This window comes from Streptomyces sp. NPDC111628 (genome assembly GCF_055635195.1).
The window spans coordinates 707,594-722,880 of the sequence record NZ_JBVKBZ010000003.1; the positions used below are offsets into that span (position 1 = coordinate 707,594).

The 15,287-nt window shown below is 73.3% G+C and carries 13 protein-coding genes; 10 read left to right on the forward strand and 3 right to left on the reverse strand.

What is annotated here, in order from left to right; translation table 11 throughout:
- Positions 1–123: 123 nt before the first annotated feature.
- Complete coding sequence (locus ACZ7MF_RS18170; RefSeq protein WP_471477791.1) at positions 124–1,434, reverse strand: S1 family peptidase; 1,311 nt, start codon at positions 1,432–1,434, stop codon at positions 124–126.
- Between the two features lie 616 nt (positions 1,435–2,050).
- On the opposite strand from ACZ7MF_RS18170, the gene ACZ7MF_RS18175 reads away from it, so the two are divergent.
- The 9 genes from ACZ7MF_RS18175 (at position 2,051) to ACZ7MF_RS18215 (ending at position 11,495) form a co-directional block, all read left to right on the forward strand.
- Complete coding sequence (locus ACZ7MF_RS18175; RefSeq protein WP_356856127.1) at positions 2,051–2,266, forward strand: type A2 lantipeptide; 216 nt, start codon at positions 2,051–2,053, stop codon at positions 2,264–2,266.
- 119 nt (positions 2,267–2,385) lie between these two features.
- Positions 2,386–3,192, forward strand: a complete 807-nt coding sequence (locus ACZ7MF_RS18180) for a biotin/lipoyl-containing protein (RefSeq protein ID WP_471477792.1) — start codon at positions 2,386–2,388, stop codon at positions 3,190–3,192.
- Positions 3,189–5,411: an NHLP family bacteriocin export ABC transporter peptidase/permease/ATPase subunit gene (locus ACZ7MF_RS18185; protein WP_471477793.1), complete on the forward strand. Its 2,223-nt coding sequence runs from the start codon at positions 3,189–3,191 to the stop codon at positions 5,409–5,411. The genes ACZ7MF_RS18180 and ACZ7MF_RS18185 overlap by 4 nt, the downstream gene beginning before the upstream one ends.
- A 1-nt stretch (position 5,412) precedes the next feature.
- Positions 5,413–8,235, forward strand: coding sequence for an NHLP bacteriocin export ABC transporter permease/ATPase subunit (locus ACZ7MF_RS18190; RefSeq protein WP_471477794.1), 2,823 nt, complete (start codon positions 5,413–5,415; stop codon positions 8,233–8,235).
- A 30-nt stretch (positions 8,236–8,265) separates the two neighbouring features.
- Entirely contained in the window at positions 8,266–9,276 is a 1,011-nt protein-coding gene (locus ACZ7MF_RS18195) for a Ppx/GppA family phosphatase (RefSeq protein ID WP_471477795.1), read from the forward strand.
- A gap of 48 nt (positions 9,277–9,324) precedes the next feature.
- On the forward strand, positions 9,325–9,504 hold the full coding sequence (locus tag ACZ7MF_RS18200; RefSeq protein ID WP_471477796.1) for a hypothetical protein: 180 nt from the start codon (positions 9,325–9,327) through the stop codon (positions 9,502–9,504).
- A gap of 55 nt (positions 9,505–9,559) precedes the next feature.
- Positions 9,560–10,591 carry an iron-containing redox enzyme family protein gene (locus ACZ7MF_RS18205; protein ID WP_471478871.1) on the forward strand — a complete coding sequence of 344 codons (1,032 nt, stop codon included), beginning with the start codon at positions 9,560–9,562 and terminating at the stop codon, positions 10,589–10,591.
- Between the two features lie 30 nt (positions 10,592–10,621).
- On the forward strand, positions 10,622–11,266 hold the full coding sequence (locus ACZ7MF_RS18210; protein WP_388515221.1) for a HemK2/MTQ2 family protein methyltransferase: 645 nt from the start codon (positions 10,622–10,624) through the stop codon (positions 11,264–11,266).
- Positions 11,247–11,495 carry a CDGSH iron-sulfur domain-containing protein gene (locus ACZ7MF_RS18215; protein ID WP_356856143.1) on the forward strand — a complete coding sequence of 83 codons (249 nt, stop codon included), beginning with the start codon at positions 11,247–11,249 and terminating at the stop codon, positions 11,493–11,495. Before ACZ7MF_RS18210 ends, ACZ7MF_RS18215 begins: the two co-directional genes overlap by 20 nt.
- 145 nt (positions 11,496–11,640) lie before the next feature.
- Here the strand turns inward: ACZ7MF_RS18215 and ACZ7MF_RS18220 are convergent, their stop codons facing one another.
- Positions 11,641–12,075: a protease inhibitor gene (locus ACZ7MF_RS18220; RefSeq protein ID WP_356856145.1), complete on the reverse strand. Its 435-nt coding sequence runs from the start codon at positions 12,073–12,075 to the stop codon at positions 11,641–11,643.
- A gap of 359 nt (positions 12,076–12,434) precedes the next feature.
- Between ACZ7MF_RS18220 and ACZ7MF_RS18225 the strand changes: the two genes are divergently transcribed.
- Complete coding sequence (locus ACZ7MF_RS18225) at positions 12,435–13,604, forward strand: lactate 2-monooxygenase (protein ID WP_471477797.1); 1,170 nt, start codon at positions 12,435–12,437, stop codon at positions 13,602–13,604.
- 69 nt (positions 13,605–13,673) lie between these two features.
- Here ACZ7MF_RS18225 and ACZ7MF_RS18230 read toward each other — a convergent pair whose 3' ends face one another.
- Positions 13,674–15,281 carry an RICIN domain-containing protein gene (locus tag ACZ7MF_RS18230; RefSeq protein ID WP_471477798.1) on the reverse strand — a complete coding sequence of 536 codons (1,608 nt, stop codon included), beginning with the start codon at positions 15,279–15,281 and terminating at the stop codon, positions 13,674–13,676.
- Positions 15,282–15,287: the final 6 nt, after the last annotated feature.

The following is a 15,287-nucleotide window of genomic DNA, read 5'->3' on the forward strand; positions in this document are numbered from 1 at the left end:
GCCAACCCATCGTTATCCATCTAGTCGGGTATCACTACCGCAACACCCCCCCCCACTACCCCCTCCCACCGGTCGATTGTGGTCCCCTCGCCCCCCCCCGGCCCGGGGCGGGACAACGTGGCGTCAGCCCGTCAGCCCCGAACCGTCCCCACCGCCGACGGCCGCACCGTCACCCGCGTCACCCGCACCGGCACCGGCACCGGCACCGGCACCGGCACCGGCATCACCGTCACCCGCGCCCGCACCGCCGTCGCCCGCATCCTCCGCGCCCGCACCGCCGTCGCCCGCGTCTCCGGCGCCCGCACCGCCGTCCTCGCCTCCGAGGGTCGCGCCGACCGCCTCCAGGGCCGTGGTGACCGGCTGGAAGAAGGTCTCGCCGCCGACCGTGCAGTCACCGCTGCCGCCGGAGGTCAGGCCGATCGCGAGGCCGTCCTGCGTGAAGAGGGAGCCGCCGCTGTCGCCGGGCTCGGCGCAGACGTCGGTCTGTATGAGGCCGGTGACCGTGCCCTCGGGGTAGTTGACGGTGGCGTCCAGGCCGAGCACCTGCCCGTCGGCCAGTCCGGTCGTACTGCCCATGCGGAAGACCTCCTGACCGACCGCCGCCTCGGCGGCCCCGCTGATCGGCAGGGTCTGGTCGCCGAGGTTCACCTCGCTCGGGGCCTGGGTCGCCGGGTCGTCGTACCTGACGAGCGCGAAGTCGCCCTCGCCGGGGAAGACCGCCTGGTCGACGGTGGCGATCGGCTGTCCGCCCTGTGCGTCGGACCACTGGTCGGCCGCGACCCCGCAGTGACCGGCCGTCAGGAAGGCGGGCGAGCCGTCGCCCGCCGTGACGTTGAAGCCGAGGGAGCAGCGCGCGCCGCCGCCGAAGATCGCGTCGCCGCCCGACGCGAAGGTCTTGAAGGTGCCGGCGGACTTCCTGACCGTCGCCATGCCGGAGCCGAGGCCGTCGACGGTGGACTCCAACCGGTCCCACCGGTCGCCGGTGACGGTGCTGTCGGCGGTCACCAGGATCTTGTTGGTGCGCGGGTCGATCGCCCACGAGGTCCCGGGGATGCTCGCCTCGGCCTTCAGGGTCTGCGCGCCGCTCCGCAGCTCGCCCATGCTGTTGTCGACCTCGCGGACCTCCGCGCCCGCCTTCTCGGCCTGCCCGACCACCTGGTTGTTGTCGCCGGGGACGACGTTGACGACGAGTTGCTGCGCGCCGGAGTCGTAGTAGGAGCCGGCGAAGGTGTCGCCGAGCAGGCCGGCGAGCCGTGCGGCGAGATCCGACGCGTCCGCCGCCTTGAGGGTCCTGGGTGCCGCGGCGGCATCGTCCGAGGAGCCGCCGTCCTGCGAGGCGTTGGCGTTCGGCAGCAGGATCGCGGCCGCACCGAGCGCCACCACACCGCCCGCCGCCATCGCGGCCCTGCGCTTCGGGATTCGCTTGTGACTCAACCTACTCGACCTCCTGGGACCGGGGTTGGTACCCGCCGGTCCGGCAGCTGTTGGGGGCGCCTGGATGGCTGTTGGTACGCACGGGCCGGGCGGGGTGTTCAGACGGACCGTCGGCTCGCACCGGACGCACGCCGGTCCGCATCCCGATCCGCATCCCGATCCGGCACCCTCCGCGTTCGTCCGGCGACGCACCGTCGCGATCACGGAGCGGAATGACTGCTTCAGCGAATCTGCACATCGAATGCCCAACCCGGTCACTCCCGTTGGCGCATCTGCACAAGCCCGCGGCGGTCCGTACGCCTTTGGGGCCGGAGTGTCCCAATCGCCTCGGCAAGGGCAAGGGATCGCACGAGCCGATCTCGCGCACCGTGTGAAGAAGTGGCCGCGAAGGCGTGCGCGCCCCTGCACGCTTGGGCGCGCAGGCCTCGCAAGTGTGCTGGTGAGAGGGGTGTTTGATTGGAAGCCCGGACCGGCCGCGTGCTTTGATCCATCGCACCGCGGGGGCCGCGGAGGGCTCCGGAAACGGGCGCCCGGCGCCCGCGGTCGCGGCCGTCATCTGTCCCCAGAGGGGGCCGCTCCCCCCTTGTGAAATAGCTATACGAAGGGAAGTTCCATCATGAACTCCACCCCCCAGGTTGAGACCGTCGAGATCTCCGACGCCGACCTCGACAACGTCTCCGGCGGCCTGAACGTCAACGCCGTCGGCACCGTCACCGGCCTGGTGGACGGCATCGCCCCGGTCTCCGGCCTGCTCGACACGGTCGTCGGCACGGTCGAGGGTGCCACCGGCCTGAACACGGCCCCGGTCCAGGGCCTGGTCGCCGGTCTCTGATCGCGCCCTTGCGTCGCTGAGTCCCGGAGCCGTCCAGGCTCCGGGACTTTTCGGCTGTTCTCCCCCTTCGGCCGTGCTCGTCCTCCGGCCGTTCTCACCGAGCCCTGGATACGTCAGCCGTGCAGTTCCGCCAACAGGCCCTCGCAAAACTCCAGTCACCGGAGGAGCTCGATCTCCCGGTGCGTTTCGCCCGTCCCCAGGGCTGGCTGGTGCTGTCCGTGACGGTGATCGCCATGGCCGCCGCGTCCGTGTGGGCGGTGGGCGGCTCGGTGACCTCCACCGTGTCCGCGCCCGCCATCCTCACCCACGGCCAGGGCAGTTACCTCCTGCAGAGCCCCGTCTCCGGGCAGGTCACCGCGGTCCTCGCCCGTCCGGGTCAGCGGCTGGCCGCCGACGCCCCGGTGCTGAAGGTCCGCACCGCGAAGGGCGAGACGGTGGTCCGCACGGTCGACGCCGGCCGGGTCAGCGCACTCGCGGCCACCGTCGGGCAGATCATCGGTACCGGCGCGAACGTCGCGTCCGTCGAGAAGGTCGCCCACGCCGACGACCCCCTCTACGCCACCGTGTACGTCCCCGCCGAGAAGGCCGCCGCCATCCCCGCGCACGCCTCCGTCGACCTGACCGTCCAGTCGGTGCCGACCCAGCAGTACGGCGTCCTGCACGGGGAGGTGAAGTCCGTGGACCGCTCGGCCCAGTCGGCGCAGACGATCGGCGCGTTCCTCGGGGACAGCGCGCTCGGCGAGCAGTTCACCGAGGACGGCAGGCCGGTCGCCGTGACGGTGCGGCTGGACACCTCCAGGTCCACGAAGAGCGGCTACGAGTGGTCCTCGGCCGACGGACCGCCCTTCGGACTGACCTCCATGACCCTGGCCTCGGGCTCGATCCGGCTGGCCGACCAGCGTCCCGTCGATTGGCTGCTGCCGTGAGCACCGCACAGGAGACCCGGGGCAGACGCCGCGCCGCCCCGCCGAGGCGCAGCGTGCCGAAGAGCCGCGCGAAGACCGTCCGCACGCCCACCGTGCTCCAGATGGAGGCCGTGGAGTGCGGTGCCGCTTCCCTCGCCATGGTGCTGGGGCACTACGGCCGCCATGTCCCGCTGGAGGAGCTGCGGATCGCCTGCGGCGTCTCCCGCGACGGGTCCCGGGCGAGCAATCTGCTGAAGGCGGCGCGCAGTTACGGGTTCACCGCCAAGGGCATGCAGATGGACCTGGCCGCCCTGGCGGAGGTGACGGCACCGGCCATCCTCTTCTGGGAGTTCAACCACTACGTCGTCTACGACGGCATGGGCCGCCGGTTCGGGCGGCGCGGGGTGTTCATCAACGACCCGGGCAAGGGCCGGCGTTTCGTGTCCCTGGAGGACTTCGACGGGTCCTTCACGGGTGTCGTGCTGACCATGGAGCCCGGTGACGGCTTCACCCGCGGCGGCCGCAAGCCCGGTGTGCTCGGCGCGATGCCCGCCCGGCTGCGCGGAACCGCGGGCACGCTGCCCGCCGCCGTGCTGGCCAGCCTGCTCCTGGTGGCGGTCGGCGCGACCGTACCCGCGCTCAGCCGCACCTACATCGACATGTTCCTCATCGGGGGGCAGACCTCGCTGCTCGGCGTGCTGTTCGCGTCGATGGGGGCCTGCGTCCTGCTCACGGTGGTGCTGACCTGGCTCCAGCAGGCCAACCTGCTGCACGGCCGCATCATCTCCTCCACCCTCTCCAGCGCCCGCTTCCTGCGGCACCTGCTGCGGCTGCCGGTGACCTTCTTCTCCCAGCGCAGCCCCGCCGACCTGGTACAGCGCCTCCAGTCCAACGACGCCGTCGCCGAGACGCTGGCCCGCGACCTCGCCGCGGCGGGCGTGGACGCGATCGTGGTCGTCCTGTACGCCGTGCTGCTGTACACGTACGACCCGCAGCTCACCTTCGTCGGCATCGGTGTGGCGCTGCTCAACATCCTCGCGATGCGGGTCGTGATCCGGCTGCGCGCGACCCGTACGGCCAAGCTGCGGGCGGACACGGCGCGGCTGACCAACACCGCGTACACCGGCCTCCAGCTGATCGAGACGATGAAGGCGACCGGCGGCGAGGACGGCTACTTCCGCAAGTGGGCCGGCCAGCACGCCACCACGCTGGAGGAGCAGCAGCGGCTCGGGGTGCCGAGTGCCTGGCTGGGCGTGGTCGCGCCGACGCTGGCGACGCTGAACAGCGGGCTGATCCTGTGGATCGGCGGCATGCGCGCGGTCGAGGGGCACATCTCGGTCGGGCTGCTGGTCGCCTTCCAGGCGCTGGTGGTCCGCTTCACGGCGCCGCTGACCCGGCTGAACGGTGTCGCGGGCCGCATCCAGGACTTCGCGGCCGACGTGGCCCGGCTGAAGGACGTGGAGAACTTCCGGGCGGATCCGCTCTACGACCGCCCCGGTGGTGGCGAGTCCACCCGCCGGCTGCGCGGGCACGTGGAGCTGCAGAACGTCTCCTTCGGCTACAACCCGCTCGACAAGCCGCTGCTGACCGGTTTCGACCTGACCGTGGGGCCGGGGCAGCAGGTGGCCCTGGTCGGCGGTTCGGGCAGCGGCAAGTCGACCGTGTCGCGGCTGATCTCGGGCCTGTACGCGCCCTGGGACGGCGTGATCCGCATCGACGGGCAGCGGCTCGACGACATCCCGCGCGGGGCGCTGGCGTCCTCCGTCTCCTTCGTCGACCAGGACGTGTTCCTGTTCGAGGGCTCGGTGCGCGACAACGTGGCGCTGTGGGACCCGTCGATCCCCGACGACGCCGTGGTGGAGGCGCTGAAGGACGCCGCGCTGTACGACGTGGTGACGCGCAGGCCGGGCGGCCTGCACAGCCCGGTGGAGCAGGACGGCCGCAACTTCTCCGGCGGGCAGCGCCAGCGCCTGGAGATCGCGCGGGCCCTGGTGCGCCGGCCCAGCATCCTCGTGCTGGACGAGGTGACCAGCGCGCTGGACGCGGAGACCGAGCTGGTGGTGATGGACAACCTGCGTCGGCGCGGCTGCGCCTGCGTGGTGATCGCGCACCGGCTCAGCACGGTGCGGGACAGCGACGAGATCGTCGTCCTCGACCACGGCACGGTCGTGGAGCGCGGGCGGCACGAGGAGCTGCTGGCGCGCGGTGGCGCGTACGCGGCGCTGGTCAGGGAGCGGTGAGATGACAACCGTGCACGACGGGCAGGGCGACCTGGTCCTGGGGGCGCTCGGCTCGCTGGGCACGCGCGTCGACTGCGCCGGGTTCAACCGCCTCGACCTGGAAGGGCCGCAGGTGCTGTGGCTCGTGGTGTCCGGCGCGGTGGACCTGTTCGCGGTCGACGCCGGGGAGCAGGGCCACTGGCACCACCTGGGGCGCCTGGAGGCGGGCTCGGTGCTGCTGGGACCGGTCTCCGGGCCGCAGCACACGCTGGTGGCGCGTCCACTGCGGGACTGCGTGGTGCACCGCATCGGACTGCGCGAGCTGTACCAGCCGGCGCAGACGCAGACGTGGTCGTACGACGCGTACGGCAACCCCCAGTACGTGCCGCCGACGACGAGTCCGCTGGAGTACGCCCTCGCCCTCGGTGTCGGCCGCGGCCTGACCGTCCTGTTCCAGGCGCCGATGGCCACGGAGCGGGCCGCCGCACCCACCGACGACGACGTGTTCTGGATGCAGGTCCCGCCGGGCAGCGTCCAGTACGGGGCGGTGTACGGCGAGGAGGCGGCCGCCGACCTGCTGATGGACCCGGCGCTGTGGCAGAGCATGGTCGACCAGCAGTACCGGCTGCTGACCACCCTGGACCGGTGGATCGAGCAGCTGGAGCGCACTCACGAGAGCCGGACGGCGGCCGGTATCAAGGCCGGTGAGGCGGTGCGCGCGCAGGCCGACCGGACGCTGCTGGCCTCCATCGGCAAGCGCTCGGCGCAGCGCACCACGGCCGCCGACGCCGACGCCACGTACGCGGCCTGCCGGCTGGTCGCCCGCGCCGCCGGGATCCCGCTCGCCGAGCCTGCCCCGGGCGGCACCGAGAGCGACCGGCTCGACCCGGTGGAGCGGATCGCACTCGCCTCGCGGGTGCGGACCAGGTCGGTGCGGCTGGAGGACCGCTGGTGGCGGGACGACGTGGGGCCGCTGGTCGGGCACCGCACCCTGTCGGGGGCGCCGGTGGCACTGCTGTGGCGGCGCGGGGGCTATGTCGCCGTGCATCCGGCGACCGGTCGTGAGACGCCGGTGGAGCGGGCGAACGCCGGGGGGTTCGAGCCGCGTGCGGTGATGTTCTACCGGCCGCTGCCGGAGCGGCGGCTCAGTCTGCTGCGCCTGCTGCGGTTCTGTCTGGCGGGGACGCGCCGGGACCTGACCGGGTTGCTGCTCGCCGGTCTGGTGACGGTGGCGCTCGGCGCGCTGGTGCCGATCGCGACGGGCCGGGTGCTCGGCGAGTTCGTGCCGAAGGCGCAGACCGGGCTGATCGTGCAGGTGTGTCTGGCGGTGATGCTGAGCAGCGTCGTCGCGGCGGCCTTCATGCTGCTGCAGAACCTCACCATCCTGCGTCTGGAGGGCCGGATCGAGGCCACGCTCCAGCCCGCCGTGTGGGACCGCCTGCTGCGGCTGCCGACGAAGTTCTTCACCGAGCGTTCCACCGGCGAACTGGCGAGCGCGGCCATGGGCATCAGCGCGATCCGCAGACTGCTCGCGGGCGTCGGTCCGACGGTGGCCCAGTCGGTGACCGTCGGCGCGATGAACCTGGGTCTGCTGCTCTGGTACAGCGTGCCGATGGCGTGCGCGGCGATCGGCATGCTGGTGGTCGTCGCCGGGGTGTTCCTCGGGCTCGGGCTGTGGCAGGTGCGCTGGCAGCGGCGGCTGGTCAAACTCACCAACAAGCTGAACAACCAGGCGTTCCAGACGCTGCGCGGGCTGCCGAAGCTGCGGGTGGCGGCGGCCGAGAACTACGCCTACGCGGCGTGGGCGGAGCGGTTCGCGCACAGCCGGGAGCTCCAGCAGCGGGCGGGCCGGATCAAGAACCTGAACGCGGTGCTCGGCGCGGTGTACCTGCCGCTCTGCACCCTGTTGATGTTCATGCTGCTGGCCGGCCCGGCGCGGGGCTCGATGTCGGCGGCGGAGTTCCTCACCTTCAACGCCTCGGTGACGATGCTGCTGACCTCGGTCACCCAGCTGACCGGCGCGTTCGTGTCGGCAGTGGCGGCGCTGCCGCTGTTCGAGGAGATCCGGCCGGTCCTGGACGCCACGCCCGAGGTACGGACGGCGAGCACCCGGCCGGGCCCGCTGTCGGGCGCGATCGAGGCGCGCCGGCTGTCGTTCCGGTACACCGACGACGGGCCGCTGGTCCTGGACGACGTGTCCTTCGAGGTGCGGCCGGGTGAGTTCGTGGCGGTCGTCGGCCCCAGCGGCTGCGGCAAGTCGACCCTGCTGCGGCTGCTGATCGGCTTCGACCGGCCGCTGTCGGGCAGCGTCCTGTACGACGGCCAGGATCTGGCCGCCCTGGACCAGTCGGCGGTGCGCAGACAGTGCGGGGTGGTGCTCCAGCACGCCCAGCCCTTCACCGGCTCGATCCTGGACGTCATCTGCGGCACCGAGCCGTACACGCCCGAGGAGGCGATGGCGGCGGCCGGGATGGCGGGGCTCGCGGAGGACATCGAACGCATGCCGATGGGGCTGCACACCATCGTGTCGGACGGCGGGGCGGTCTCCGGGGGCCAGCGGCAGCGGCTGATGATCGCGCAGGCGCTGATCCGCCGGCCGCGCATCCTCTTCTTCGACGAGGCCACCAGCGCCCTGGACAACGAGACACAGCGCACCGTGATCGAGTCCACCAAGGCGCTCAACGCCACCCGGATCGTGATCGCGCACCGCCTGTCCACGGTCCTGGACGCCGACCGCGTGATCGTGATGGAGGACGGCAAGGTCGCCCAGCAGGGCCCGCCCGCCCGGCTGCTGGCGGACACCGGCGGCCGGCTGCACGAGCTGGTGCGGCGGCAGCTGGCCTGATCGGCGCTCAAATGGGTACCTGTTGCCCTCATGCGTACGAGCGTGGTGGATGTGGGGTCGAACACGGTCCGGCTCATGGTGGCGGACGCCGAGGGCGGCGTCCCGCTGCCGGTGCACACCGCGAAGTGGCGGCTGCGCCTGTCGGAGCAGGTCAGGCCGGGCGGCCCGGTCCCGGAGGAGGCCGTGGAGCGGCTCGTCGGGGCGGTCGCAGACGCGAGCAGGACCGCGGACCGGTGGGGGGCGTCGGGACCGCTGGCCTTCGCGACCGCGGTGGTGCGCGCCGCGCCGAACCGGCGTGAGGTGCTGCGCACCGTCCACGCCCGCACCGGCGTGCCGCTGTGCACCCTGCCGGGCGAGGTGGAGGCGGAGCTGACGTTCCTCGCGGCCCGGCGCTGGATGGGCTGGCGGTCCGGTCCGCTCGCCCTGCTCGACATAGGCGGCGGCTCGCTGGAGGTGGCGTTCGGGCGTGGCCGGCTGCCCGGCTTCGTGGCCTCGCTGCCGCTGGGGGCCGCCCGGCTGACCCACGAGTTCCTGGCGGGCGGCCGGGACCCGGCCTCGCCGGAGCAGGTCAGGGCGCTGCGGCGCAAGGTCCGCCACCAGCTGCGGGACGCGGCGGCGCGGATCCGCTGGGAGGGGCCGCGGACCGCCGTGGCCACCTCGCGGACCTTCCAGCAGCTGGGGCGGCTGTGCGGCGCCCCGCCGGGCCGGCACGGGCCCTTCACGGAGCGGCGGATGCGTTGCTCGGACCTGGGGGACGCGGTGGGCCGGCTGGCCGCCCTGTCCGCCGCCGAGCGGGCCCGGCTGCCCGGCATCTCGGCGCCGCGCGCGGCCCAGAGCCTGGCGGGCGCCGTCGTCGGTCATACCGCGATGAAGCTGACCGGTCTCGAGTCGGTGGCGCTCTGCCCCTGGGCGATCCGCGAGGGCGTCCTGCTGCGCCACATCGAGGACGGTCCTGCCTGGTGGGCCGAGGTCGTGCGCCGCAGCGACGAGGCCGCTCCCCCGGCGCCGGTGCCCCTGCGCCTGGCGTCCACGTCGAACTGAACGACCGGAAGCAGGAGCGGTACGACGACAAGCGAGAAGGAGGACCCCGTGTCCCAGGACGGCGAGCACGACCACAAGCAGCCCGAGACCGCGGCCGAGGAGGTCCTGCGCGAGATCGAGGAGGCCAGGCCCCGCGAGGCGGAGTCCGACGAGGGCGAGCACCGCGGCGAGGCGGGGGACGCCACCTCCCCGAACACCGGCGCCCAGGAGGACGTCGAGGGCGAGTGAGGCGCCGCTGAGTGCGGCCGGGGGTGCCGGGGCGGTGTCCGGGTACTCGCGGCGCATGGAGTACGACCGCGAAGGACCACAGCCGCCGACGGCCCGGGGACCGGTCTCCGAGGCCGTCGGCGCACATCTGCTCGGCACGGGCCCGCTGCCCTCCCCCGAGGCCGTCGCCGCCGCGCCGGTGTACGGCGACGACCTCCAGCTCGCCCTGTACCAGTGCTACGAGCTGCACTACCGGGGCTTCGCGGGTGTCTCCCCCGACGTGGAGTGGGACCCCGGGCTGCTCGGCGTCCGGGCCGCGCTGGAGCGGCGCTTCGGATCCGCCCTGCGGGCCGACACCCCGGTCCACGACAGCGTCGCGGACGCGGTCGGGGCGCTGCTCGTCGAACCCGTCCACGGCGAGGGGGTCAGCCACTTCCTGCGGGACGAGGGCGAGTTGTGGCAGGTGCGGGAGTACGCGGCCCAGCGCTCGCTGTACCACCTCAAGGAGGCCGATCCGCACGCCTGGGTGCTGCCGCGCCTGTGGGGCCGTTCGAAGGCGGCGATGGCCGCGGTGGAGTTCGACGAGTACGGCGGCGGCCGCGCCGACCGGGTGCACGCCCGCCTGTTCGCCGACCTGATGACGGATCTGGACCTGGACACCACGTACGGGGCCCATCTGGACGCGGCCTCGGCCGAGTGCCTGGCCACGGTGAACATGATGTCCCTGTTCGGCCTGCACCGGTCGCTGCGCGGGGCGCTGGTGGGGCACTTCGCGGCGGTGGAGATCACCTCGTCACCCGGTTCCCGGCGGCTCGCCGAGGCGATGCGCCGCACGGGCGCCGGTCCGGCGGCCGAGCACTTCTACGACGAGCACGTCGAGGCCGACGCGGTGCACGAGCAGATCGTGCGGCACGAGGTGATCGACGGCCTGCTGGAGCAGGAGCCGCACCTCGCGGCGGACGTCGCCTTCGGCCTCGACGCCACCGGGTACCTCGAAGAGCGCCTCGGCGCCCGGCTGCTCGCCGACTGGCGCGCGGGGCGGTCGTCCCTGCGTACGCCGCTGCCCGCCCCTCGCCGCGTTCACCGGGAAATTTCTCATATTTCGTGACGTCCGGGGTACGTGGGATCCGTGAATTTCATGGTGCTACCGGGCGTCTACGCCCCTCAGGAGGACACCGCGCTGCTGGCCGGGGCGCTGTCCGACGAGTCGCTCCCGCCGGGCGCGGCCGTGCTGGACGTGGGGACCGGCACGGGTGCCCTCGCCCTGGCGGCGGCGCTGCGGGGCGGCCGGGTGACCGCGGTGGACGTGTCGTGGCGCGCGGTGTGCGCCGCGCGGCTCAACGCGGCCCGGGCCGGGCTGCGGATCCGCGTCCGGCACGGCAACCTCTTCACACCCGTGCGCGGTGAGTCGTTCGACCTGGTGCTGGCCAATCCGCCGTATGTGCCGGCGCCCGCCTCCGGCCGCCGGCCGCGTGGTGCCGCGCGGGCCTGGGACGCGGGTCACGACGGTCGCACCGTCCTGGACCGGATCTGCCGGGAGGTGCCCGGGCTGCTGCGTCCCGGCGGGGTGCTGCTGCTCGTGCAGTCGGCGCTCAGTGATCCGGGGCGGACCGTCGGGCTGCTGCGCGAGGCGGGCCTGAAGGCGGCGGTGATCCGGCGGCGGCGGATCGCGTTCGGCCCCGTGGTGCGCGGCCGGGAGCGCTGGCTGCGGCAGCGCGGGCTGCTGTCCCTGGCGGACTACGAGGAGGAGTTGGTGGTCGTCCGTGCCGAACTCCCCGTCTGACCCCCCGCGCCCGCCGGACGCCCCGCGCCGGATCAAGGTCCAGCGCCGGGGGCCGCTGCTGGTGGAAGGGCCGGTGGAGGTGGAGCTGGAGGACGGGACGACGGTGTCCTCCGACCGCTTCCGGGTGGCGCTGTGCACGTGCCGGCGCAGTCGGCGCTATCCGTGGTGCGACACCAGCCACCGCGCCCGGTCCTCCAGGGCCGCGGACGGCCCGGCCGCGAACGAGTGACGGCGCCCGTGAACCGGGAGAACGGCGGACGGCCCCACTCCGTCCGCCGTCCCCGGTGCGGGCCCGCGGGACCCGTACGGCGGCGCTCGCACTCCCCAGTAGCGAGCAGCCGATCACGCCGCACGGTCCCGGCGGTCCCGGTCCCTCAGAACGTGAAGACGCTCGCGCTGCCCGCGTTCTTCACGCACTCGTTGGCGAAGGTGCGTTCGTAGGAGAGGCGCCGGCCCTGCCAGACGCCGTCGACGGTGACGACCACGGGGGCGTACTCCCGGGTGCACAGCACCGAGTCCTCGGCGGCCAGGGCGCCCGGGTCGCCGTGCGCGGCGCGCAGTTCGGCGCAGGCCGCGCCGGCCGCCGGGTGGGTGCCGGAGGCGGTCGGGGCGCAGGTCAGGGTGACCGCGCGCAGAGGTGCGGCGGTGGCAGCGCTCTCTCCGTGCCCCACGGTCAGCACCAGGGCCGAGGGGGCGTAGAGCGACGCGGGGGCGGTGGCCGGGGAGGCGAGGGAGGCCCCGGCGAGGGGCCCGCAGACGGCGGTGGCCGTCAGGCCCAGAGTCGCTGCCCAGCGCGCGGTGTTCCGCATTGTGTGCATCCTTCCGCTCGTTTCGAGGGTGGTGCCGGCCCGGCCCGGTCGGTGCCGGAGCGGCGAGCGCGAGTCTGCCGAGTCCGGCACCGAAACTCATCTCGACCCCATGGGTTTCGGTAACCTTGCGTATTGAATCAGTGGCGTGAAGTCACAGAATTAGAACGTTCCAAGTCCGCAACTGGGCGTTTCTTGATCGATTATTGAGAACAGAACTGGCCGAATGGCGTGATCCGCACCTTCGCCAATAGGCCTGAAACACCCCCGGAACAGGGCCCGTCGACCCTGACCGCCACCCCCGGCATACCCGCGGGTATGGTGCCGGCAGCGCGAGCTCGACGACGAGAGGCGGACCTGGGATGCCGAAGCACTGGGCGGATTTCCAGTACGAGATCTATCTGAACGGCATGACGGGCGCGGTCCCGCGGCTGCCCACCGACCTGACCCGGCTCGAGGAGCTCACCGAGCGGCGGCTCGGGCCCGGCCCCTTCGGATACGTCGCGGGCAGCGCGGGCGACGGCAGCACCGCCCGCGCCAACCGGGCGGCGCTGGCGAGGCGCCGGATCGTTCCGCGCATGCTGCGGGACGTGCACGAACGCGACCTGCGTGTCGAGGTGCTGGGCCGTGCCCTGCCCGCCCCGCTGGCGCTCGCGCCGGTCGGCGTCCTGTCGATCATGCATCCGGACGCGGAGCCGGCCGCCGCCCGGGCCGCCGCCGCCCAGGGCGTGCCGTACATCCTCTCCTCCGCCTCCAGCACGCCCATGGAGGAGGTCGCCGAGGCGATGGGCGACGCCGAGCGCTGGTTCCAGCTGTACTGGCCGCGGGACCGCGAGGTGGCGCGCAGCTTCCTGGACCGGGCCCGGGCGGCCGGGTACACGGCGCTGTTCGTCACGCTCGACACGCCGCTGCTGTCCTGGCGCCCGCGCGACCTCGACCAGGCGTACCTGCCGTTCCTGCACGGAGTCGGCACCGCCAACTACTTCTCGGACCCGGCCTTCCGGGCCGGGCTGGCCAAGCCGGTGCACGAGGACCCGAACGCGGCGGTGATGCATTTCGTCGGCATGTTCTCCGACCCCGCCAAGTCCTGGCCCGACCTGGCGTTCCTGCGGGAGAACTGGGACGGTCCGATCGTCCTCAAGGGCATCCTGCACCCGGACGACGCCCGGCTCGCCGCCGACGCCGGGATGGACGGCGTGGTCGTCTCCAACCACGGGGGCCGTCAGGTGGCCGGTTCGGTCGCGGCGGCCGACGCCCTGCCGCGCGTGGTGGAGGCGGCCGGCGACCGGCTGACCGTGCTCTTCGACAGCGGTGTCCGCACCGGCGACGACGTCTTCAAGGCGCTCGCGCTCGGGGCCCGTGCGGTGCTCCTGGGCCGTCCCTACGTCTACGGTCTCGGCCTGGACGGCCAGGCCGGCGTCGAGCACGTGATCCGCTGCCTGCTCGCCGAACTGGACCTCACCCTGGCCCTGTCCGGGCACGCCTCACCGGCCACCCCGGGGCCCGCGGATCTGGTGGAGGACCCGGTGTGAGGGACGGTGACACCGCCCCTCCGCACCGCTGACGATGCCATCGAGGCACACCGGGGCGCACCGTCCTCCTCAGCCGCCGGACAGGTCCACGGCCCGCGCCCCAGGGGCGTCGGTACGGGCGATCGACAGGGAGCCCTCCGCCGTCGGCACCGGGTCGGTGCGCCAGCGCTGGTCGTCGGAGCCGTCGTGGACCTTGACGACGACGTCGGCGTCCGGGGCGCGGGTGGTGGTGGCGAGCGCGAGCAGTTTCTGCCCGCGCGGCACCAGTTCGCCCGCGCCGGTCAGCTCGTAGCGCACGTCCTCGCCCCGCTCGGTTCCCTCGTCGGCGCAGGTACCGAGAATGACGACTCCGGCGTCCGCCCGCGAGTCCAGACACAGCCCCGGGTCGGCGACGCTGCGCAGCAGTCCGTCGTCCTCGTAGGTCCACTGCTGGGTCCCGGCCTCGGAGCACTCGGCCAGCCGGGCGCCCGCCCCGGCCTTCGGCTCGCCCCGGACGTCGAGACACAGGTTCGCGGCGACGTTGCGCAGCCGCGTGCGCTCCGCCGACGTGGGCATCCCGGCCTCGTCGGGCGGTTTCGGACGGCTCGTCGCGGACGTCTCGCCGTCCCCGTCGACCGCGCTGGTGGAGGCGGCCGGATCGGCACCACCACCGTCGTAGGACCACACGCTCACCACGAGCACGATGGCCAGCACCCCGGCGGAGGCGGCGCCGAACTGCCGGAGCACCGACCGGCCGGAGCGCGGGCGGCCCGGCAACCGGCGCACGGGCACGGGGATCCGGGCCAGCAGCCCGGTGCGTGAGCCGCGATGCCGGGCGGCGCCCTTGGCCAGCACGCCCAGCGTTGCGCGCGCCGGACGGGAGTCGAGATAGCGCCGGGCGCCCCAGCCGAGCACGGCCTCGGCGATCAGCGTGCCCAACTCCCGCTCGAAGTGGCCGAGTTGGTCGGCCGCGTGCCGACAGTGACGGCAGTCGGCCAGATGCTTGCGGACATCCGGCAGCAGGGCGCCGCCCCGGCGAATCGGGACGTCGAGCAGTCGGCTGTGGAAGCGGCACTCCTGGCTCGGCGCGAGCTGCCGGTGGGCATGCAGACATCCCTCGCGGAATTTCTCACGCGCCTGTTCGAGAGTGGCCGACGCGGTGTCGGTGTCCATGCCCAGCAGACCCGCAGGGACGCTTATGGACTCTCCTTCGACCTCCGTGTGCCACAGCAAACAACGGGCCGGTCCGGGAAGAGAAGCGAATGCCCGGGCCGCCAACGTGCGGTTTTCCGGAGTCAGGGACTTCGCCGCCCGCATACCCCGTCCCCCGGCGGGTTTGAGCAAGTGCGGCAGCGTGCCGGTTATCGCGTCGTCGCCGGACCACTGGCGGACCGTGTCGCGCACGGCCACCAGCAGCCGGGGGCGCAGCGCGGTGGCCGGCTCGCCCTCGGCGAGACGGGCCAGCACCCGGTGCCAGGCCGCGGCGGTGACCATGCCGGTGACCTGGGCCGAAGTGGCCAGGCAGATGGTCGCGTAGTCGTGTGCCGGCTGCCAGTGGCGGGCCATCAGCAGCGCGGCGATCCGGGCGGCCTCGCTCTCCGGGCCGTCCCGGAGCCGTGCGGCCAGCAACTCGTCGGACTCCCCGGGATCCCCGCCGGAGGGCGGGTAGGCGGGCCGAGGGGGGTGGGGGGTGGGCACTGAGAT

What these genes read in the sequence shown, in the direction of transcription:
- ACZ7MF_RS18175 (WP_356856127.1), top strand. Translation starts at nt 2,051, where the DNA reads ATGAACTCCACCCCCCAGGTTGAGACCGTCGAGATCTCCGACGCCGAC.
- ACZ7MF_RS18190 (WP_471477794.1), top strand. Translation starts at nt 5,413, where the DNA reads ATGACAACCGTGCACGACGGGCAGGGCGACCTGGTCCTGGGGGCGCTC.
- ACZ7MF_RS18195 (WP_471477795.1), top strand. Translation starts at nt 8,266, where the DNA reads ATGCGTACGAGCGTGGTGGATGTGGGGTCGAACACGGTCCGGCTCATG.
- ACZ7MF_RS18205 (WP_471478871.1), top strand. Translation starts at nt 9,560, where the DNA reads ATGGAGTACGACCGCGAAGGACCACAGCCGCCGACGGCCCGGGGACCG.
- ACZ7MF_RS18210 (WP_388515221.1), top strand. Translation starts at nt 10,622, where the DNA reads ATGGTGCTACCGGGCGTCTACGCCCCTCAGGAGGACACCGCGCTGCTG.
- ACZ7MF_RS18220 (WP_356856145.1), bottom strand. Translation starts at nt 12,075, where the DNA reads ATGCGGAACACCGCGCGCTGGGCAGCGACTCTGGGCCTGACGGCCACC.
- ACZ7MF_RS18225 (WP_471477797.1), top strand. Translation starts at nt 12,435, where the DNA reads ATGCCGAAGCACTGGGCGGATTTCCAGTACGAGATCTATCTGAACGGC.